17 protein-coding genes, 1 tRNA gene and 1 rRNA gene are annotated in these 19,460 nt (G+C 70.6%); 8 read left to right on the forward strand and 11 right to left on the reverse strand.

Going from position 1 to position 19,460, the window contains the following annotated elements; genetic code table 11:
• Positions 1-78, reverse strand: a 16S ribosomal RNA gene (locus HAV39_RS10775); the annotation flags it as partial.
• A gap of 680 nt (positions 79-758) precedes the next feature.
• A tRNA-Leu gene (locus tag HAV39_RS10780) sits at positions 759-842 on the reverse strand.
• A 138-nt stretch (positions 843-980) separates the two neighbouring features.
• Between HAV39_RS10780 and HAV39_RS10785 the strand changes: the two genes are divergently transcribed.
• Positions 981-1,541: a P-loop nucleotide/nucleoside kinase family protein gene (locus HAV39_RS10785; RefSeq protein ID WP_191839048.1), complete on the forward strand. Its 561-nt coding sequence runs from the start codon at positions 981-983 to the stop codon at positions 1,539-1,541.
• Positions 1,542-1,633: 92 nt separating this feature from the next.
• Here HAV39_RS10785 and HAV39_RS10790 read toward each other — a convergent pair whose 3' ends face one another.
• Positions 1,634-4,636: a glycoside hydrolase family 2 TIM barrel-domain containing protein gene (locus HAV39_RS10790; RefSeq protein WP_239121033.1), complete on the reverse strand. Its 3,003-nt coding sequence runs from the start codon at positions 4,634-4,636 to the stop codon at positions 1,634-1,636.
• A 152-nt stretch (positions 4,637-4,788) separates the two neighbouring features.
• Here HAV39_RS10790 and HAV39_RS10795 point away from each other — a divergent pair, with 152 nt between their 5' ends.
• The 3 genes from HAV39_RS10795 to HAV39_RS10805 all read left to right on the forward strand — a co-directional run bounded on the left by HAV39_RS10795 (position 4,789) and on the right by HAV39_RS10805 (position 7,463).
• Positions 4,789-5,313, forward strand: a complete 525-nt coding sequence (locus HAV39_RS10795; protein WP_191839050.1) for a SigE family RNA polymerase sigma factor — start codon at positions 4,789-4,791, stop codon at positions 5,311-5,313.
• The gene (locus tag HAV39_RS10800) at positions 5,310-6,578 is read left to right on the forward strand and encodes an outer membrane protein assembly factor BamB family protein (RefSeq protein ID WP_191839051.1); all 1,269 of its coding nucleotides are present in this window, start codon (positions 5,310-5,312) and stop codon (positions 6,576-6,578) included. The genes HAV39_RS10795 and HAV39_RS10800 overlap by 4 nt, the downstream gene beginning before the upstream one ends.
• 192 nt (positions 6,579-6,770) lie before the next feature.
• Positions 6,771-7,463 carry a DUF4386 domain-containing protein gene (locus HAV39_RS10805; RefSeq protein WP_191839052.1) on the forward strand — a complete coding sequence of 231 codons (693 nt, stop codon included), beginning with the start codon at positions 6,771-6,773 and terminating at the stop codon, positions 7,461-7,463.
• 63 nt (positions 7,464-7,526) lie between these two features.
• Here the strand turns inward: HAV39_RS10805 and HAV39_RS10810 are convergent, their stop codons facing one another.
• Complete coding sequence (locus HAV39_RS10810) at positions 7,527-8,564, reverse strand: hypothetical protein (RefSeq protein WP_191839053.1); 1,038 nt, start codon at positions 8,562-8,564, stop codon at positions 7,527-7,529.
• Positions 8,565-8,695: 131 nt separating this feature from the next.
• Here HAV39_RS10810 and HAV39_RS10815 point away from each other — a divergent pair, with 131 nt between their 5' ends.
• Entirely contained in the window at positions 8,696-9,181 is a 486-nt protein-coding gene (locus HAV39_RS10815) for a VOC family protein (protein WP_191839054.1), read from the forward strand.
• 62 nt (positions 9,182-9,243) lie between these two features.
• On the opposite strand, the gene HAV39_RS10820 is transcribed toward HAV39_RS10815, so the two are convergent.
• Positions 9,244-9,837 carry a hypothetical protein gene (locus HAV39_RS10820; RefSeq protein WP_191839055.1) on the reverse strand — a complete coding sequence of 198 codons (594 nt, stop codon included), beginning with the start codon at positions 9,835-9,837 and terminating at the stop codon, positions 9,244-9,246.
• Between the two features lie 212 nt (positions 9,838-10,049).
• On the opposite strand from HAV39_RS10820, the gene HAV39_RS10825 reads away from it, so the two are divergent.
• Positions 10,050-10,799 carry a DUF11 domain-containing protein gene (locus tag HAV39_RS10825; RefSeq protein ID WP_191839056.1) on the forward strand — a complete coding sequence of 250 codons (750 nt, stop codon included), beginning with the start codon at positions 10,050-10,052 and terminating at the stop codon, positions 10,797-10,799.
• Between the two features lie 13 nt (positions 10,800-10,812).
• On the opposite strand, the gene HAV39_RS10830 is transcribed toward HAV39_RS10825, so the two are convergent.
• From HAV39_RS10830 to otsB, 4 genes are all read right to left on the reverse strand, one after another.
• Positions 10,813-11,790, reverse strand: a complete 978-nt coding sequence (locus tag HAV39_RS10830) for a hypothetical protein (protein WP_191839057.1) — start codon at positions 11,788-11,790, stop codon at positions 10,813-10,815.
• A 199-nt stretch (positions 11,791-11,989) separates the two neighbouring features.
• Entirely contained in the window at positions 11,990-12,610 is a 621-nt protein-coding gene (locus tag HAV39_RS10835; RefSeq protein ID WP_191839058.1) for a hypothetical protein, read from the reverse strand.
• 23 nt (positions 12,611-12,633) lie between these two features.
• Positions 12,634-12,810, reverse strand: a complete 177-nt coding sequence (locus HAV39_RS10840) for a hypothetical protein (RefSeq protein WP_203736728.1) — start codon at positions 12,808-12,810, stop codon at positions 12,634-12,636.
• Positions 12,811-12,942: 132 nt separating this feature from the next.
• A complete protein-coding gene (gene otsB / locus HAV39_RS10845) occupies positions 12,943-13,710 on the reverse strand; it encodes a trehalose-phosphatase (RefSeq protein ID WP_191839059.1) in 768 nt (255 codons plus the stop codon).
• 144 nt (positions 13,711-13,854) lie between these two features.
• Between otsB and HAV39_RS10850 the strand changes: the two genes are divergently transcribed.
• Both HAV39_RS10850 and HAV39_RS10855 read left to right on the forward strand, forming a co-directional pair.
• Positions 13,855-16,137 (forward strand): tetratricopeptide repeat protein, encoded by a 2,283-nt coding sequence (locus HAV39_RS10850; protein ID WP_191839060.1) that lies wholly within the window; start codon positions 13,855-13,857, stop codon positions 16,135-16,137.
• Positions 16,134-16,619 (forward strand): hypothetical protein, encoded by a 486-nt coding sequence (locus HAV39_RS10855; RefSeq protein ID WP_191839061.1) that lies wholly within the window; start codon positions 16,134-16,136, stop codon positions 16,617-16,619. Before HAV39_RS10850 ends, HAV39_RS10855 begins: the two co-directional genes overlap by 4 nt.
• Before the next feature lie 64 nt (positions 16,620-16,683).
• On the opposite strand, the gene HAV39_RS10860 is transcribed toward HAV39_RS10855, so the two are convergent.
• Positions 16,684-17,817, reverse strand: a complete 1,134-nt coding sequence (locus HAV39_RS10860; RefSeq protein WP_191839062.1) for an aromatic ring-hydroxylating oxygenase subunit alpha — start codon at positions 17,815-17,817, stop codon at positions 16,684-16,686.
• Complete coding sequence (locus HAV39_RS10865) at positions 17,814-19,409, reverse strand: phytoene desaturase family protein (RefSeq protein WP_191839063.1); 1,596 nt, start codon at positions 19,407-19,409, stop codon at positions 17,814-17,816. Before HAV39_RS10865 ends, HAV39_RS10860 begins: the two co-directional genes overlap by 4 nt.
• Positions 19,410-19,460 lie beyond the last annotated feature (51 nt).

Below are 19,460 nucleotides of genomic sequence, written 5' to 3' on the forward strand. Positions count from 1 at the left end.
AAGGCCTTTCCGCTCGACTTGCATGTGTTAAGCACGCCGCCAGCGTTCGTCCTGAGCCAGGATCAAACTCTCCAAAAAGAATTCAAAAACCCGGCAAAAGATCAAACCCCGACATAATAAAATGTCCAGATCTGTCCATCACCAAAGGAATCATCCAGAGGATGATCAATAATTGGCACTTGGCTTAAATAGCACCCTGTTGAGTTCTCAAAGAACAAGCACACACCGAACACCACCCGAAACTCGGGAAGCACTACGGGGCTGTGTCGTTCACAGTACCGGACCGGTTCCGCGGCCCCCTAACCGGGGTCCGCACCACTCCGAGCGGCCAAACGATCCGGCCACCACCCGAGCTCTTCAGCCCCGGTGTTTTTGTCCGTTCCTCGCTGGCAGAGAGAACATTACGCGGACCCCCGACCAGGATGCAAATCGGGGTCGGTTGTCCCCGGTCACACCATCACCGCCCGCCTATTAGCAACCCGATGGCGTCTACATCAATGCCGCGCGCTAGTGCATTAGATCGACGAGCCACTGTCCACCTGCGACGTTGAGCTGTGATGATATTAGGCCGGAAGGTGAAGGTAATATCCTTCACCTTCGCTTCCTGCAATCAGTCACCTTGATTAGCGTCGATGCCGCGGATGTAGGGAGGCTCATTCTTCGCTACGTCTTACCCTGAAAATTGACGAGCTGCCCAGAGAACAAAAATACCCGGCCGCTCGCACCATGGCGAGCAGTCGGGTATCGTCGTAAATTTGTGTCCGAGGGGGGACTTGAACCCCCACGCCCTATACGGGCACTAGCACCTCAAGCTAGCGCGTCTGCCATTCCGCCACCCGGACCGGTGGTGTCCGACCTTCCCTGGCCACCTTCGGAGGCATACCCCCTCTGGTGTCCGGCGTCAGCCGCACGAGCCACAACGATACACGCTCCCGGTTGATCACGCACATCGGGTTACCGGTGTCGGTAGTCTCCCGAGCGTGAACGCTGCGGTATGGGTCGTAGCCGGCCCCCCAGGGGCCGGCAAAAGCACCGTCTCCCGACTGCTCCTGGCCGCGCTGAACCCGGTTCCGGCCCTGCTCGACAAGGACGTCCTCTACGGCGGTTTCGTCGCCGCCACCCTGCTGGCCGCGGGCCGCCCGCACGGCGAGCGCGAGGGCCCCTGGTACGACGAGCACATAAAGATCCACGAGTACGGCGGTATGACGGCCGCAGCGCGCCTGATCCGCTCCCACGGCTGCCCGGTCCTCCTCGACGCCCCGTTCACCGGCCAGATCCATGATCCAGACCGGTGGGCGACATGGGTGACGGAGCTCGGCGGCGACCCGGTGCACCTGGTCTGGATCCGCACCGACGCCGTCACCCTGCACGCCCGCCTGACCGCCCGCGCACTGGCCCGCGACGGCCAGAAACTCGCCGCCTTCGACACCTACCTGACGGCCATCCGCGCCGGCGTCGAACCACCTGTCCCCCACCTGGCCGTCGACAACCGCCTGGGCGCCCCTGACCTGCGCGACCAGCTCGAAGTCCTCCTACCCTGAAGCCGCGCCGGCGCAGGGCAGGTAGGCACGCCGTCGAGCATGAACGTCCCGGCGAATGCCCCGGGACGCTTGGCAGCGTCCCGGGCGTTCGTTCAGCAGGGCCGTAGCAGCAGCGTCATAGTCGCCGGGCGGGCGGTCAGGGCGTGCCTGGCGAGTACGCCGGGGCCGCAGGAATTGCTGCCGATGCCGTGCTGGGCCAGGTCGACGTTCACCCACACGTGGTCGCCGGGGACCAGGTCGGTCTGGTGCCGGGCGGCGTCGAGCTGCTCGGACGTCCACCGGCGTGCGGTGAGCTGGAACAGCGGGTCGGCTTCGATCCGCAGCCCGGCGCCTGCGGTGTCGCTGATCGTCGCCCACCGCACGTCGATGCGGGCGCCGTTCTCCTGCGGGAACACGTACGGGGTCTGCATGGTGTCGACAGTGGCGGCGAACCGGCCGACCCTGGCGGCAAGGCGGGTGTCGGCGTACGCCTCGCCGGGCCCGCGCCCGAACCAGGTGATCTGGTCGTAGGTGGCGGGCAGGCCGAGGCGCAGCCCGAGCCGGGGCAGCGGCACAGTCCACACCCCGTCGGGGGTGATGTCGAGCTGCAGCCGCAGGGCGTCCCCGGCCTCGCTCCACCGGTAGGTGACCAGCAGCCCGGCGTCGACGGCCGCCGCGGCGACGCGGGTGCGCACGGTGAGGGCGTCGGTGTCGGCGGTGACGTCGACGGTCCGTTCGTGTACGCGGTGCAGGCCCGCCCAGCGCCACTGCGCGGCCAGGGTGTGCGCGTCGTTGTCGGTCGGCGCCCGCCACAGGTCCATCCGTGGCGCGACCAGTGCGATCCCGGCGAACTCGACGAGCCGCCCGCGCTCATCGAAGCGCGCGGAGCGCGGCGCGGCGAAGCCTGCCGACGAGCCCGACAACCCGGTGGCCGCGGTCTGGACCGGTGCGAGGCTGTCCAGGGCAAGACCCGTCGCACCGACTCCGTTGATCGCCACGGAGGTCACCGCACTGTCCGCGGCTACCGCCGCGTGCGGGGCCACGACCGCCGGTTCCGGGGCCGTAGTCACCGCGTGCGGGAACGTCGCTGCCGGGTTCGCGGCAGGCCACTGACCCCAGGCGATCTCGTGTCCGGCACGGGCCCAGGCGGTGTCTTCGGCGAGCAACGCGCTCACCGTCCACCAGGCCTCGCCAGACTGGTCGGCGAGGTCGAGTGCGGGCAGCGCGACGGCCTCGGACGAGCCTGCCGCGAGCTTCGGGCAGGCCAGCTCCCCACTCCCCTGCTCGACTCCGTCGATCTCATACACCCAGCGCAGGGTCAGGCCGGACAGGTCGGTGAAGTCGTGGCGGTTCTCGATCGTGAACGTGCCGGTCCCGGCGTCGGTTATGCGGATCGGTTCGATGACCTTCTTGTATTCGAGCAGCCCCGGCGACGGCGTCCGGTCGGGGAACACGAGTCCGTCGCAGATGAAGTTGCCGTCGTGCAGCTCTTCGCCGAAGTCGCCGCCGTAGGCGTGGAACTCACGTCCGTCGGGGGTGTGGCTGCGGATGCCGTGGTCGATCCATTCCCAGATGAAACCGCCGTGCAGCCGGTCGTACTTTTCGAACAGCTGCTGGTATTCGTGCAGGCCGCCGGGGCCGTTGCCCATGGCGTGGCCGTACTCGCATTGGATGAACGGCATGGTGCGACGACGCCCATCAAGCAATGGGTCGTCCAGCGGGGGTTCTTCGAGGCGGCCGATGAGTTCGACTTCGGCGTGGTCGGCGTACATGCGGCTGTACACGTCGACATACATGCAGCTGTGGTCGCCTTCGTAGTGCAGAGGGCGGGTATCGTCCAGCGCCCGGATCGCGGCGGCCATGTGGCCGAGGTTGTCGCCGACACCGGCTTCGTTGCCCAGCGACCACATGATGATCGACGGGTGGTTGCGGTCGCGGGCGACCATGCGCTGGGCCCGGTCGACGAGGGCGTCGCGCCAGGCCGGGTCGGCGGTGGGGTTGGCCCGCCAGTCGTTCTCGCCGAAGCCGTGGGTCTCCAGGTCGCATTCGTCGATGACCCACATGCCGAGTTCGTCGCACAGGTCGAGGAACCTGGGGTGTGGCGGGTAGTGGCTGGTGCGTACCGCGTTGACGTTGTGCTGCTTCATGAGCAGCAGGTCGGTGCGCATCAGGTCCTCGGTGACGACGCGGCCGTGGTCGGGGTCGAATTCGTGCCGGTTGACGCCCCGGAACAGGATCGGGCGGCCGTTGACGGTGAACCGGCCGTCCTCGATCGCGACGGTGCGGAACCCGACGGCGAGCACGGCCCGTTCGGTGGCGGTGGCGACTTCGACGCGGTACAGGTGCGGTGTCTCGGCGGTCCACGGCGTCACCGGCATTTCGATCGCGAAGCCCGTGGGTGCCGCGGTCAGGCCGAGTTCGGGGCAGGTCAGGGTCGCGCCGTCGGTGGTGTCGACACGCAGAGTGCCGAGGCCGGTGCGGTGGTCGTAGCCGGCGTGCACGCGTAGGTCGGTCAGGCCGCCGTCGGGCCGGGTGAGCAGGGTGACGTCGCGGAAGATGCCGGGCAGCCACCACATGTCCTGGTCTTCGACGTAGGTGCCGGCCGACCACTGGTGTACGCGTACGGCCAGGGTGTTGCCGGTGGGGCGCAGCAGGTGTCCGACCGCGTATTCGGTGGGCAGGCGGCTGCCGAAGGTGACGCCGAGTTCGGTGCCGTTCAGCCAGATCCGCCCGCAGGAGTCGATGCCGTCGAAGCGGAGCACGGCGTCGCCGCCGGGCCAGCCGTCGGGCAGGTCGAAGGCGAGCCGGTGGTCGCCGGTGGGGTTGTCGGTGGGCACGTGCGGCGGGTCGACGGGGATGGGGTAGCGCACGTTGGTGTAGATGGGGTTGCCCCAGCTTCCGTCGCGGCGCTGCAGCGGCCAGTGCGACGGTACGGCGATCTCGTCCCAGCCGCTGTCGGAGTAGGCCGGGTCGGCGAAGTCGGCGGGGGTGTCGGCGGTGGGCGTCAGCCGGAAGCGCCAGGTGCCATTGAGGCTCAGGCGGGCGGCGTCGGTGGCCGGGTAGGCGCGGGGCGGCAGCGCCCCGTACCCCGTCGAGATCGTCTCCAGGTATCGCACGCCGACAGGTTCCAACAGGACCCACCAGATGTCAACACACATCGCGGTCGCCACCTGCGGCTACCGGAAGGCATTCCTGCGACCGCCACCCGCGATAGGTTTCCTCCCTCCACGCCCACCGCGGCAGGCGTCTGAGTAAGCAGGGGGTGTTGATGGACACGCAGCAGGCACAGGCTTCCTTCGAGGAGTTCGTAGCGGGGCGCTCAGCCGCACTGGCCAAGATCGCATATCTGCTCACCGGACACCGTGAGGACGCCGAGGACCTGCTGCAGGCGGCACTCTGTCGCGCCGCCATGCGCTGGGCGACGATCGACGACCCCGAGGCGTACGTGCGCCGCATCCTGTTCACCCAGTCGGTGTCCTGGTGGCGCACCCTCAAACGACGCCCACCCGAAACCCTCACCGACGAACCGCCCACCCTGCCCGCCGCGCCCGCCGACCAGGACCTGCGCCTGGTCCTCGACGACGCGCTACGCCGGCTCACCCCCAAACAGCGCGCGGTCTTGGTCCTGCGCTTCTACGAGGACCTCAGCGAGTCACAAACCGCAGAGCAGCTCGCCTGCGCCGTCGGCACGGTCAAGAGCCAGACCCGCCACGCCCTGGCGCGGCTGCGAGAACTCAATCCGCACCTGGCCACCCTGGTCGGGGACCAGCCCAGATCGGTGGTGACCCGGTGACGACCGAACTGGGCCGGATCATGCACGACGTCGCCGACAACGCCGGGATGCGAGTCCCGTCCGGGCTGTACGCCCGGGCGCGCCGCGCACGGCGACGACGGCTGACCGCACTCGCCGCCGTGACGACCCTGCTGATCGCCGGTGCCATCGCCCTTCCCGGGTGGCGGCCGAGCCCACCGGCGCCGGCCGAGCCCGGCATCGACCAGCTGCCCACCGTCCTCGTTTCGCCACCGGCGGGCACGGCCGCACTCAGCGACGCCCCACTGCCCCGCGCACTGGCCCTGTATGTCACCGCCGACCAGTTCCTGCCCGACGAGAACTCCCCCCTGACCGTCGTCGGCAGCGACGACCGCTACCGCGAATACGACCGGCCCGAATGGACCTTCGCCTCGGGCTGGACGAACACGATCTTGCTCTCCCCCGACGGCCGGTACGTGCTCATGGCCCGGTGGGATTCCGGGGACGGCACCCGCAGCCGCCTGCTGGACATCACCACCGGCGACGTGCGCACCCTCGACGCCGGGGCGCCCCTCACCTGGTCACCGGACGGCGCCCTGGCCGCACTCGTCCACTACGACGGCGACGGCACCAGCGACGACCCCGTCGGCGGCCAGGTCACCGTCGTGTCCATGCCCACCGGGCGAAAACTGTGGCAGGTCCCGCTCACCCCGCTGCCGGGGGTGTTCCGCGAACTGCGCGCGGCGCTGTCACCCGACGGGTCGATGCTCGCCCTCCAGCAGCGCGACGAGGTCACCGCGTACCACGGCGACGGGACCGTCGCCTGGCGCGCTCGGGTCGCCGGGCAGCTCGCGGGCCGGGCCGCGTGGGCCCCGGACGGGCGGCGGCTGCTGCTGTCCGACGCGCAGGGCGGGCTGCTGCCCCTGGACGCGGCCTCGGGCGCGACCATGCCCGCGATGCGAGGCGTCGAAGGGGTCCAGCGGGTGGGCCGCGAGATGACGCCACTGGTCGAGGTGGTCGGCTGGCGTGGCGACACGGCCCTGGCCATCGTCGGCAACCAGCGGCTGTACGAGCTCAGCGATCCGCCCCGCGTGCTGCTGACCGCCCCCGACACCGTCTACGAGCTCGACGTCGCCACGGCGCGCGTCGGCGCGGACCCGCGTGTGCCCGGGGTGGCCGATCCCGGCCCGCCGCCGCCTTTCCGGCTCCCCGGGTGGGCGGTGGCGCTGGCCGCGGTGGTGGTGATCGCCTTGCTGTCGCGGCGCAGGCCCCGGCACCTCGTGCGTGACTGGCTGCGCGGGGTGTGACCGGCCGGCGTGACCCGGCGGCGCCGGACCGGGGCGGCGTTGCCGCGGCGTGAGACCCGCGGTGTAAAGAATGTTTGACGCGGCACATCGTCAGGACGTACCGTCGAACATGTAAAACATTTTTGACAAGCGGGCCGGTGGTCCGCCGAACAAGCGTGCCCTGCACCACCCCACCCACCCTGGAGCAGTGCCATGACCAACACGAAACGCACCGCCCGCATCACCGGCCTGGCCTACCTCGGCCTCGCCGTCACCGGGTTCCTCGGCTTCCTGTTCATCCGCGAGCAGCTCTACGTACCCGACGACGCCGCCCGCACCGCCGCGAACCTGATCACTCACGAATCCCTGGCCCGCCTCGGCGTCCTCGCCGACCTCGGCATGGTCCTCACCCAGGCCGTCACCGCCGTCTGGTTCTGGAAGCTGTTCCGACCCGTCGACCCCGTCGCCGCAGGATCGCTGGCAGTGTTCGGCCTGGTCAACTCGGTGACGATCCTCGGCGGCACCATGTTCTCGACCACCGCCCTCGACGTGGCCCTGCGCGCCGACACCGCCTCGGCCACCCAGGCGCTGCTGCTCTACGAGCTCAACGGCGCGGCGTTCACCCTCGGCGCGCTGTTCTTCGGGCTGTGGCTGATGCCGATGGGCTGGCTGGCCGTCCGATCCGGATTCATGCCGCGCCCGCTCGGCTGGATCCTGCAGGCCGGAGGCGTCGGATACGTGCTCAGCCTCATCGTGGCGGTGACCCTGCCCGACGCCACCGGCGCCGTCTCCGCACTGGTCGTGCCCGCCACCATCGGCGAGTTCTGGATGGTCGGGTACCTGCTGGTCAAGGGCGTGTCGGACCGGGCCGGCCAGGCGATGTCCGCACAGGTCGCGACGGCCTGACCCGCGCCGGACACGATGCGCAGCGGCGCCGCCCGGGGCGCGGCGCCGCTGCTGGAGCAATGCTCAGAGCCGCAGCCGGTCCGCCATCAGCTGCCGGACCGCCTCGGCGTCGCCGTCACCGGCGTGGAACCGCATCGGCGACGTGTCCGCGTAGACCTCGCTCGTCTCGTACGCCCGGTCCTCCAGCTGCACCGCCTCCCAGTCCGCGGCGAGCCGCTCGGCGATGGTCAGGCCGCGTCTGCCGGACAGGAACAGCGTCTCGCCGTCGGAGTTCGCCTGAGCCGCCGCGATCAGCCCGATGCCGGGTGCGTAGGCGCGGCGGACCGGCGGGGCGAGCAGCGGGCTGAACTCCTCGACGATCAGGACGTCGTCGTAGCAGATGGTGGGCGCGCAGACCTCGTCGGCGGCGGTGTCGACGACGTACCCGCAGCGCAGCAGCCCGATGCCGGGCGCTTCGGCGCGCAGGTACGGCGGTTCGTCGCGGTCGGGGTCACCGGGCACGACGACTCCCGCCCGGGCGCCGGCGACGCCGGCGATCCACGCGCCGGGTGCGCCCGCGGGCAGCTCGTTCTCGACGAGTTCCGGGTACTCCCCCAGCTGCCAGACGTTGCCCCGCTTGTCCTGGGCCTGGAGGATCAGCGCTGATTCGACGGCGGTGCCGTCGCGCCAGTCCTGCTGCCACAGCACGCGGGTCCATACGCCGTCGATCTGCTTGACCAGGTCGGTGGCGGTGATGACGACGACGTGCGGGAGCAGCGCGCCGCCGTCGTTGGCGACGGCCTGCAGGGTGATCTCGGTGCCGGGGCGCAGTGGCTGGTGGACGTTGTCGAGGTCGGCGGAGTCGCCGAAGTCGCGCTGCCGGAGCCTGTGCAGCGGCGGGCAGGGGCTGGGTTCGGCTGTCGCTGCCGGGGGCAGCACCGTGGCGGCAGGTCCGGGATCGGCGGCGTGCGGTGAGGCCTGCGCGGCCGCGGGGGTCAGGGTGATCGTGATGGCGAGTGCGGCGGCTGCGAGCGCGCGGCGTGGCGTCCGTTGTGGACGAGTGTGGTGGGTGTGCATGGTCCCGTCCTCCTCGGCCGTGAACCGATGGGTGCTTATGCCCATGTTCGGAGATTAGGGGCATAAGCGTCTTTTCTCCTACCGGGGTCACTCGTCCGCGAACCGGTTTGACCCTGACGTGGCGGGAGGCGGCACCGTCGGGGCCGACCAGTTCTTCCACCTGCCTGAGGAGTGCCGTGAACACCGAACCCACTGCCCGGACCGCGCCGGGCATCGACCGCGACATCTACCCGATGCCCGCGTTCGTGAAATTCGAGGCGACCGACCTGGCGGCCACCGCAAGGTGGTACGAGGCCGCCGGGTTCGTCGTCCTCGCCGCCATGCCCGGCCCGGACGGGAGAACGATGCTGGTTCACCTCCGACGGCAGCGATACCAGGACATCCTGCTCGTGCCCGCCGGCGGCGCCCCGACCGGCGGCGGGCGGATCACCATGGCCGCCGGCGGCGACGACCTCGCTCGACGTGCCCGGGAAGTGGCCACGGCCGGCGGCGGCAGCGCGCAGGGCCCCGCGCCGACCCCCTGGTACAGCGACGACCTGGTGCTCACCGATCCTGACGGCAACGTCGTGGTGCTCACCGAGCCCCGCAGGCGCGACATCGACGCGGACGCCGAGTGGTCGGCCATGGTCCGCACCAGCGTGGGCCGCGCCGTGGCCCCCTGAGACGTCAGCCCGCAGACGGCTCAGGGCCGCCCGGAAAGGCGGCCCTGAGCTGCACTTGCCTACTAGCCGACGCACCGCTGCTGCGACAGCGCGCTGATCTGGTCGCGCCCGACGTACGTCTCACCGAACGCCGAACCCGTCGCCGGCGCCTGGTTGGCACGGCTGACGCAGAGCGCGCCGGTCTCATCGCGGTACGTCGACGTGGTCGGCCGCTCGGTCGCCGTCCACGTGACGGACAGGTCCGTCGACGCCGTTCCGGCGTCGACGAGATCCGTGCACGTCTCCTGCTCCCCGTCGAACGAGCACGTGTAGCGGCTCTCGCGGTACGTGACCGCGGCGACGACCGTCGTCGACCTCAGCGAGAAGTCGAAGACCGCCGGCGTCACGCCGAACGCACGCCGCCAGACGTAGTCACAGCTCCAGGTGTCGCCGGCGTCCTGGCACGTCTGGCTGTACCACTCGACGTCCAGCGTGGCCACGCCGTCTTGGCGCGACACGTCCACCATCAGGTCACCAGGATGCGTGTCGTCCGCGAAGAACTGCACGTGCCCGGACTGCAGCACCCTGGTGGCCGACGAGGCCTGCGCCGGTGAGGCAACCGCGAACGCCGCCAGGCCGGCTGCGGCAACGGCCAGCGATCGAACAACCCGAGACATGAATCTCCTCCCCATTGGACGAAAGGACTTGGGGAGGTTATCGGAACAAAGCAAGATCCGCTGCCCGGACGATCGGCACTGACGAAGGCGGCCGGTCGGACGTCACCGACCCGCGCGAGAGCCCTGAGGGCGTCCGGCACCGGGTCGGCGGCGTCCTGTCTCCTGGCGGCCACTACGCTCTCGCAGTCGATGAACGCGGAGGGGCTGGTGTCATGAGGGTTCGGATGGTGGGCGCGCTGCTGTGCGGGCTGGTCGCCGCCGGGTGGGGTGCGGTTCCGGCGTACGCCGCGGAGTCGGCCGACATCCGGGTCTCCGATACCCGAGCGGTCGGCTCGGTCGGCCAGACCGTCAAGGTCACCATCACGGTGAGCAACCGCGGTCCGGACCCGTCGTACCGCCCCACGGTGTTCGTCCACAGCGCTCCTGGCCTGGCCTTCGTCGGCTTCGCGTCGTGCCCGGGCGAGCTGGACGACGGTGGCTGCATGCTGCCCACGCTGCAGGCGGGCGCAGCGCAGTCGGCCGTCGCCAACATCAAGATCACGGGCAAGGACCCGAGCGGCTCGTACGGGGTGCGCACCTCGACGCCCGACCCGAACACCTCCAACGCCGACATCCTGCACATCTGCGTCATCGGCGGCTGGTGCACCAACGGCAAGCGCTACGACCCGCAGCCCACCCAGGTCACGAGCCCGCGCCCCAAGCCCAAGCCGAGCCGCACCGCCGCCTCCCCCGCCCCGAAGCCGTCCCCGACGGCCGTGCCGTCACCGAGCGCCGTGCCGTCGCCGAGCGCCGGCGCGAGCAGCGCGGTCCCGTCTCCGGATCGGCCGGAGCCGGTCGACGTCGTGCCGGTCAGCGCCGAGCCGGTGAACGAGCCCTCGAACACGCCCGCGGTCGCGGCGTTCGCTCTGGTGCTGGCTCTGATCGTGGGCGCTTCAGCGGCCCTGTGGCGAAGGTCCCGGTAGGACACGGTCGCCGCTATCTGCGGACGAGCTCGGCCTTGATCGCCTGCCGCACCTTGGCCGTGTCCGGGTCGCCGGGCCACAGCAGCATCGGCGAGGTGGTGCGGTAGACCTTGCTGTTCGCGTACGCGCGGCGTTCGAGTCGAAGCGCGGCGAGGTCGGCCCGGATCCGCTCTTTGAGGGTCAGCTTCGATCTGCCGGTCAGGTCGAGGAACTCGCCTTCCGGGTCACCCTCGGCCGTGATCTTGATGTTGCCGACGCCGGGCGCGTAGAACTTCAGCTGGCTGCCGCCGTCGGGATCGAGCGGGCTGAACTCACGGATCTGCGTCACCTTGTCGTAGCAGACACCACCCGCGCAGACGTCGTCCTGGCTGGTCTTGACGACCTGCCCGCAGTCCAGGAAGTCGATGGCGGGCGCGAAGCCCTGCAGGAACGGTCCGCCCTTGCGGGGCCTGCCGGGCACGAGCACCCCACCCTTGGCACCGGCGACACCGGAGATCCACGTGTTGGGGGCGCCGGTGAACACTCCGCCTTCGAATTCCTCGGGGTACTCGCCCAGTACCCAGACGTTGTCGGCCTTGTCCTGGGCGTGGAAGGCCAGTTCCGATTCCACGAGGGCGAGCGGGTCGCCCTGGAGGTCCTGGTCCCACAGCACGCGCGTCCACACGCCGTCGATGCGTTTGACCAGGTCGGTGACGATGAGCACGACCCGGTGGGGGCCTTCGGCGGTCTGTCCGTCGAGGACGAACCGGGTCCCGGGCGGCAGCGGGTCGCGTTTGTTGTCGATCCGGGCGGAATCGGCGAAGTTGGAGCGCTTGAACTTCGTCAGTGCTTTGCACGGATTGCCGACCTGCGCGACGGTTGCGAACCGGGTGGCCCCGGTGTCGGGGCCGGCGGTGGCCGGGCCGGTCAGCGCGGCCGTCGCCAGCAGCGTGGCTGCGGCTGCGGTGAGCAGCATTGAGCGTTTCGGCCGCGGTTGAGCGTCGTCTGCCATGTCCGGCCCCCTTGCTTGTGCGCTGGACGGGCATGTTGATGCCCGTCCAGCGCAACGTACAAGGAGATTCAGGCCCTATCGTACGAAAACCGCTGTGTGTCACCTATATAGGCCTGTTTGCCCGGAACCTGCTGCACGAGCGCAGAACGTGCGGGTCAGCAGGATGACCCGAGCCGGCGGTGCAATGCCCGCCGCGCGGTCAGCTCGTACCGGCGATGTACGCCAGCGCCAGCAGCAGGAACGGCAATGCGCCCAGGGCCCAGCAGATGCCCGCCGTCACCAGCACCACCTGGTAGAACTTGGCCGGACGACGCGCAGGCGCGCCACCTTCGCCGGTTCGTGCCTCCGCCGGATCCGGCTCGGCCGACGCGAGGCGCACCCGCGGGAAGAGACCGCCGACGACCCCCACGACGGCGAGCGAGGGCACCACGGCGATCAGCCACGCCACGTACGCGCCCTTGGCGCCGCCGCCGCGACCGCTGCCGAAGTCCGCCGGGATCTCAGCACCGATGTACCAGGCCAGCAGCCCGATCACGGCGGCGTACCCGAGCACCAGGGCGGCGTTGCACCAGCCCAGCCGGACCGACCGTCCCGCGCGGCGCGCCGAGGCCGAGTGCAGCAGAGCTCCGGCGAGCGTCGCCACGATGAGCGCGGTCAGCAGCACGAATCCGATCCCGTGCCAGCGCCCGTACGCTTCGCGCAGCAGCGGGACCTCGTCGGACAGATTGCCCAGCCAGATCGTCGCGCCGACGGTGACGATGACGGCCACGAGACTCAGCACAGCGCGCTGGTCACGGCCCCGAGGAGGATCTTGGATCACGGCGGGCATCGTACACAGCCCGGTCACGGGCCTTCTTCGACGACGTCGTCGCCCGACACCGCGTCGACGAGGTAGACCTGCTCCCCGGCACGCGGATCGCGGGCCTGCAGCAGGTGGAACAGCGGGGAGGCCGGGCCGCCGAGGTCTACCACCGCCAGTCGGGCACGCCGACCCTGAGCACCCGCAGGAGCATCGTGCAACGATGTTCTCCGCACACGGGACAGCACTCAGCCGGCCGCCCCCGGCCCGGTGAATGACAGCCGGGCCCGCGCAGGCCGCCGCTTCGGCCGCCGAAGTGGCGACCACCGGCGACAGATCAGCCCGGAAACGGCTCAAGGCCGGTCGAGCTGCTCCGCCAGCGCGCCCAGCCACACCTGGAAACCTTCCACGCCGGGGAAGACCTCGCTGGCCAGCTCGCGCAGGCCGCTCGGGGTCTCCGCCCCGTGGTCGACCAGCAGCGCGTGCCCGCCGGCCACGACCGCCTGCCGCATGGCGGGGGCGTCGCCCTCGTCGTCGCCGACGTAGACCACCGCCTGTAGCCCGTGCCCGGCGACCAGCCTCGCCAGCGTCGTGCCCTTGTCCACCGCCAGCGGCGGCCGCAGCTCCAGCACCAGCTTTCCGGGCACGACCCACAGGCCGGTTTCCGCCGCGAGTCGTTCGACCGCGGCCTGCGCCCGCGCCTGCGCGTGCGCCCGGTCGGCGGCCGTACGCCAGTGCGCGGCCACCGTCACCGCCTTACGCTCGACCCACACACCCTCGCCACCTGCGAAGATCCGTTCCAGCTCGGTGGTCGCCCACCGGACCATCGGCAGCCAGCTCTCCGTCTCCGGATCGTCCTCGAGCCCATACGAGCCCACGACGTGCACGCCCGGCACCGGCACCCGGTCGCGCAGGAACTCGGTCGGCCGGCCGGACACCACGGCGAGCGCGCGCAGCCGGACGCGCAGCCGTGCCAGCAGTTCGGCGTTGCCCGCCATGAGCCGGCTCTCCGCGGGCTCGTCCACCATGGGTGACAGCACGCCGTCGAAGTCGAGCACCAGCCCTGCCGCCGCGGCGTTGTCCCGCACGTATGCCAGCGCTCTCGAAGGGTGCTCTGTCATGGGTTCTCCCGGGGTGACCGATCGGAGCGCAGGTGAACCCAGCCTAGAGCCAACGCGAACCGGTCGGCTGAACAAAGGTGCCGGATGTGTGCGACACCATCTAGTCTGCGAACCATATAGCCTGCCACCGATAGGAGACGCCGGGTGGGGATCGACAGTATTGACGGGGCCAGCCTCAACCGGCAGAACCGGATCAACCAGCTACCACGCGACGTGCGGCTCATCGGCCGAGACCAAGAGCTCGCCGAGCTGCGACGGTCGCTCAGACCGGTGGACTATCTGCAGTCGGCCACGATCTCCCCCATCTCCGGCTTGCCGGGCGTCGGCAAGTCGGCCCTGGCGATCCACTTCGCACACACGCTGGAGAAGGAGTACCCGTTCGGGGCGTTCTACGCCGACTTCCTCCAGCAGGCCGAGGGGCTGGAACCGCTGAGCGCCTCCCAGGTGCTGCGCCGGTTCATGGCCGAGTTCATGGCGCCGGCGGACATCCCCGAGGGGCTGGACGAGATGTCCGGGCGATGGCAGACCGCCATCCAGGGGCACCGGGCCATCATCCTGCTCGACAACGTCAACAGCTACGAACAGATCCGGCCGATCATCCCGCACTCGCGCAGCTGCCACGTGATCGTGACGTCCCATGTGCGGCTCGGTGATCTGCAGGTCGGCACGCTGCCGCTGCGCCCGCTCGGCATGGAGCACGCCGTCGAACTGTACGACCTGATCGCCGAGCACACCACGGCCCGGGTCGGCAAGGACGACGAGCTGCGCAAGGTGCTGGAAAGCTGCGGCGGCCTGCCGTTGCCGATCCGGGTCCTCGCCGCCCGCATGTCGGCCAGCCCGAATCTGTCGCTGGCGTCGGTGCAGGACGCACTACGCGACAACGCCGGGCTCAGCCGCGCTCTCGGCCCGGGTCAGGATTCGGTCGCCGCCAGCTTCCGGGTCGCCTACGACGCGCTCGGGCTCCGGGCCAAGCGGCTGTTCCGCCGCCTGGGCGCGGTGCCCGGCGAGTCGTTCCAGCCGCAACTGGCCGCCCATCTCGGCGAGACCAGTCTGAACGAGGCGGTCGACCTGCTCGAAAGCCTCGAACAGCGGCAGTTCGTGCTGCGCAGTCGCGACGAGCAGTACTTCTACCTGCACAGCATCGTCCGGCGGTTCGCCATCGAGCAGCTGGAGAAGGACGAGGGCGACGAGAACAACTCCGCCCAGTTGAGCACCCTCGGCCGCATCCTGGACCACTACCAGGAGAAGGTGTCGCAGCTGCAGCAGTCGGCCGACGCCAGCGTGCTGCGCCTGGGCGCCCCCACCCGCCAATCGGCCGCCAGGAAGACCCAGGACCCGGGGCTGAGCTGGGTCGGCAAGGAGCGGTTCAACCTCGTGGCCGCCGTGCAGCAAGCCTGCGACAGCCGCTACGTCGACAAGGCGTGGCGGCTGGCGGTGGCGCTCGGCGACTACTTCGAGATCCGCTCGGACTGGGAGAACTGGAAGGCGACCCACGAGGCGGCGCTGGGCGCTCTCCAGTACGCCGTTGACGCGTTCGGGCGGGCGAAGGTCCAGCAGGGGCTGGGGCGGATGCACCGGGGGCTGGGCAACACCGACGAGGCGGTGCGGTGCTACCGCCAGGCGCTGGCCGTGTTCCGGCTGCACGGGCCCGAGCTCGAGATCGCGCTCACCCTGCTGGCGCTGGGCGACGTGTACCGCTACGCCCGGGCCTGGGACCCGGCCCGCAACTGCCTGGAGCAGAGCCATCGCATCCTGGAGGATCTGCACCAGCGGCGGGCGCTGGCGATCGTGAAGCGGTCGCTCGGCGCGCTCGATCGACTCAAAGGCGACTGGCAGGCAGCCGAGAGGTACTACCTCGACGCGACCGCGATGCTGGAAGAGCTGGGTGACAAGCGCTGGGTGGCGGCCACCCGGCTCAGCCTCGCCGACGTCTACCTCGATCGTGGGAATTCGAGCAAGGCCGCGGCACTGCTCGAGGAGTGCCTGACGGAGTTCGAGCGGATCGGTGACACGCACTGGCAGGCGCTGACGCTGCGCAGCCTCGGCGAGGCCCTGCGGATGCAGCAGCGTTTCGCCGAGGCCCGCGAGCGGCTGGAGCGAAGCCGTGAGCTGCTGGAGGCGACCGGGGAGATCCTGTGGCAGGCGCAGGTCGTGCACAGCCTCGGTCTGGTCTACCTGAACGAGCGGCGCGGCGGTGAGGCGCTCAGCGAGTTCGACACCTGCTTGAAAATCTTCGAGGACAAGGACGACAGCCTGTGGGAGGCGCGGACCTACGTCTCGATCGGCGCGGCGAAGGCGCTGATCCACCAGGAGGACGGCACCGCCGAGGTACGCGAGTGGCTGGCCCGTGCCTGGCCGATCTTCGTGGAGCAGGGCGCGGAGGAGGACCTGAAGAACCTCAATGAGCGCCTGGACCTGCTGTCATGACGCCCGGCTGGGTGGTCTCACTGGTGCCGGCGCTGGCCACCCTGTGTGCGGCGGTGATCACCGGCATCGCCGCGGCGAGCCTCAAGCACCGTTGGGACGTCGCCGCCGACGTGCGGCGCAAGCAGTGGGAGGAGGCCGACGCCCGGCGGCGGGAGCGGGTGGACGCGCTGACCGCCTACCTGCTGGCCCGACCGGCGCTGGCCGGGTTGCTCCAGCAGCGCAGGCAGTCGCGGCCGGGCACCGTCATCGACCTCGACAGCACGCTCAACACGTTCCGGGCCGCATACGCACGCGTCCTGATCGTGCTGCCCGACGAAGCCGACCGGCAGGTCGTCGACGCCGACTACGCCGCGGTGAAAGCCTGGCTGAGCGCCGTGGCCGACGAGATCAGCGACGGGACGCCGGCGTCGGAGGCGCCCATGTCCGACGCCGTGATCGCCCTGGCCCGCGACGTGCACGCCAGGTCCGCAGTGGGGACCTGACCGGCGTGATGATCGCCCGGGCGCCGCTGCGGCACGGCGCCGCCCGGGCGTGCCGGCACCGCCCCTACCGTGCCGCCCGGCCCAGTACGGCAGCCGGGTCGCGGTACGCCCGTGCCAGCAGCGTCACCCAGTCGTAGATCGCGGTCTCGTTCGGCGCGAGCGGCCCGGGCGTGCAGTGCGGCGAGGACAGGCCGCGCTGCACCGATTCGCACGCCGCCCAGTCCTGCCGGTTCGTGACGTCCCAGAACTCCACCGCGTACGACGGGTCGGCGACCGCGTCGTCGAACAGCCACAGGCACTCCACCAGCGTCCGGTCCGGGGCGAGCGGCGTCATCCGGTGCGCCATCACGTAGTCCGGGTGCAGCGACAGCAGCACGTTCGGGAACAGCCCCAGGTAGCGCACGGTGCGCCGGTCGACGCCGTCGAGCATCACCCCGCGCGAGCGCCCGTCCAGGGACATCGTCTCGGCGTGTTCGCGCAGTTCCATCGACCCGCCGAGCCAGTGGCCGGGTTCGTGCCAGTTGTCGCCGGAGTTGGGCGGGGTGACCGCGCACAGCTCCGGGTGGATCAGCGGGCAGTGGTAGCACTCGTGGTAGTTCTCGGCGATGACCTTCCAGTTGGCGGCGACCTCGTAGCGGTGCACGGCCTTGACCGTCAGCTTCTCCGGCGCATAAGGCGCCACCAGGCGGTCCAGGGTGCCCAGGTGCTCGTCGAACGGCATCGCGGTGCCGGTCGCGTTGACGAACACCCACCCGTGCCAGTCCACCGCCGGCAGCTCCACCAGGCCGAACTGCTTGGCCGGGAAGTCGTCGGGCATCCGCGGCGCGGTCTTGAGCGCACCGTCGAGGTCGTAGGACCAGCCGTGGTAGGGGCACACGATCGCCCGCCGCTCACACGTGCCGCCCTCAGGCAGCAGCTCGTGCCCGCGGTGGCGGCACACGTTCGCGAACGCGCGCACCCCCGCGTCGGAGACGGTCAGCACGACCGCGACGTCGCCGACGGTCAGCGCGTGCTGGTTGCCGACGTCAGCCAGCTGCGATCGCCGGCCCAGGCAGGTCCACGAACCGGCGAACAGGTGCCGCCGTTCCCAGGCCAGGACCGCCAGGTCGGTGTAGGCCCGCACGGGCAGCATCCGCGAGGTCCCGAACGGCCGCAGCGCGGCGTCGAGACCGTCGGCGGGCAGCGGCGCGGCAGTCATCGCCGGCCCCGGCGGCCGGTGTCGTGCAGCACCTGCCGGACCACGTTGCGGCCCGGGATACCGGTGACCCCGCCACCGCCGTGCGTGGCGGACCCGGCCTGGTAAAGGCCCTTGATCGGGGTACGCAGATCCGCGTAACCGGCCGCGGGACGGCAGTGGAACATCTGGCCCGGTGTCAGCTCGCCGTGGAAGATGTTGCCGCCGACCAGGCCGTACTCGTGCTCCATCTCGTGCGGGCCGATGATCTGACGCCCGAGGACCGAGTCGGTGAACCCGGGTGCGACCGCCTCCATCCGCGCGACCAGGCGGTCGGCGTAGGCGTCGAGTTCGGCGGTGTGCGGCTGGGCGGCCCAGGTGTGCGGCACCCACTGGGTGAACATGCTGATGACGTGCTTGCCCTCGGGCGCCAGGGTCGGGTCGAACACCGACGGGATGCACACGTCGGCGAACGGCAGCGTCGCCGCCTTGCCCGCTGCGGCCTCCTGGAACGCGGTCTCCACATCGTCGAGGGACTCCGACAGCACGATCGTGCCGCCGTACACCGCGGGGTCGAACTCCGGGTGGCTGGCGAACGTCGGCAGCCGGTCCACCGCGAAGTTGACCTTCACGGTGCCCGAGCGGGTCTGCCACGAGTCGATGTCGGCGACGAAGTCGCCCGGCAGGTCCTCGCGGTCCATCATCCGCAGGAACGAGATCTTCGGATGCGCCGTGGTGATCACCGTCGGCGCGGTGAGCTGCTCGCCCGACTCCAGGGTGACGCCGGTGACCCGGCCGCCCTCGGTGTCGATGCGGGCCACGGCCGCCTCGGTGCGGATCTGGGCGCCGAACGAGCGCGCGGAGGCGGCCATCGCCGCGGTGACCCCGCCCATGCCGCCGCGCGGGAAGCCCCACGCCGCGGACTGCCCGCCGGTCTGGTCCAGGTGGTGGTGCAGGGTGACGAACGCGGTGCCGGCGCTGCGCGGGCCGCCCCAGGTCCCGATGACGCCCGACACCGACAGCAGGCCCCGCATCGCGTCGGACTCGAACCGGTCCTCGACCAGGTCCGCGACGCTGGCGGTGAACAGCCGGGTCAGGTCGAACGCCGCCCGCACGTCGACCTTGCGCAGCGTCTTGAGCAGCGCCGCCTGGCCCAGCAGGTCGCCGGGGCGCTTGGAGCCGAGCTTCGGCGGGATCGCGTCCAGCAGCGGGCCGACCTTCGCGCCGAGCCCGCCCAGCCACGCCTCCCAGCGCTCGTAGGCGTCGGCGTCGGCCTTGGAGAACTTGCCGATCTCCTCGTGGCGGCGTTGCGGGTCGCTCGCCAGGTGCAGGTGGCGGCCGTCGCGGCGGGGCGCGAAGTAGGGGCCCTGCTCGTACACGTGGTAGCCGTGCTCGGCCAGGCGCAAGTCGGCGACCATGTCCGGCGGGAGCAGGCTCACCACGTACGACAGGGAGGTCACCAGGAAGTCGGGGCCGAACGGGCGCTCGGAGACGGCGGCGCCGCCGACGGTGTGGCGGCGCTCCAGCACCACCACCCGCCGGCCGGCACGGGCGAGGTACGCCGCGGCGACCAGGCCGTTGTGCCCGCCACCGATGATGATCACGTCATGCGTCACGCCACGAGTTTGACTGACTGACCACTCAGTTGGGAAGACCCAATTTCACCA

Source organism: Catellatospora chokoriensis (assembly GCF_011297315.1).
GTDB classification, from domain to species: Bacteria; Actinomycetota; Actinomycetes; order Mycobacteriales; family Micromonosporaceae; genus Catellatospora; species Catellatospora citrea.

Bases quoted from the DNA above. Each gene is read 5' to 3' on its own strand.
- HAV39_RS10795 (WP_191839050.1), top strand. From the start codon at position 4,789: ATGGACACGCAGCAGGCACAGGCTTCCTTCGAGGAGTTCGTAGCGGGG.
- HAV39_RS10805 (WP_191839052.1), top strand. From the start codon at position 6,771: ATGACCAACACGAAACGCACCGCCCGCATCACCGGCCTGGCCTACCTC.
- HAV39_RS10810 (WP_191839053.1), bottom strand. From the start codon at position 8,564: ATGGGCATAAGCACCCATCGGTTCACGGCCGAGGAGGACGGGACCATG.
- HAV39_RS10820 (WP_191839055.1), bottom strand. From the start codon at position 9,837: ATGTCTCGGGTTGTTCGATCGCTGGCCGTTGCCGCAGCCGGCCTGGCG.
- HAV39_RS10825 (WP_191839056.1), top strand. From the start codon at position 10,050: ATGAGGGTTCGGATGGTGGGCGCGCTGCTGTGCGGGCTGGTCGCCGCC.
- HAV39_RS10830 (WP_191839057.1), bottom strand. From the start codon at position 11,790: ATGGCAGACGACGCTCAACCGCGGCCGAAACGCTCAATGCTGCTCACC.
- otsB (WP_191839059.1), bottom strand. From the start codon at position 13,710: ATGACAGAGCACCCTTCGAGAGCGCTGGCATACGTGCGGGACAACGCC.
- HAV39_RS10855 (WP_191839061.1), top strand. From the start codon at position 16,134: ATGACGCCCGGCTGGGTGGTCTCACTGGTGCCGGCGCTGGCCACCCTG.
- HAV39_RS10860 (WP_191839062.1), bottom strand. From the start codon at position 17,817: ATGACTGCCGCGCCGCTGCCCGCCGACGGTCTCGACGCCGCGCTGCGG.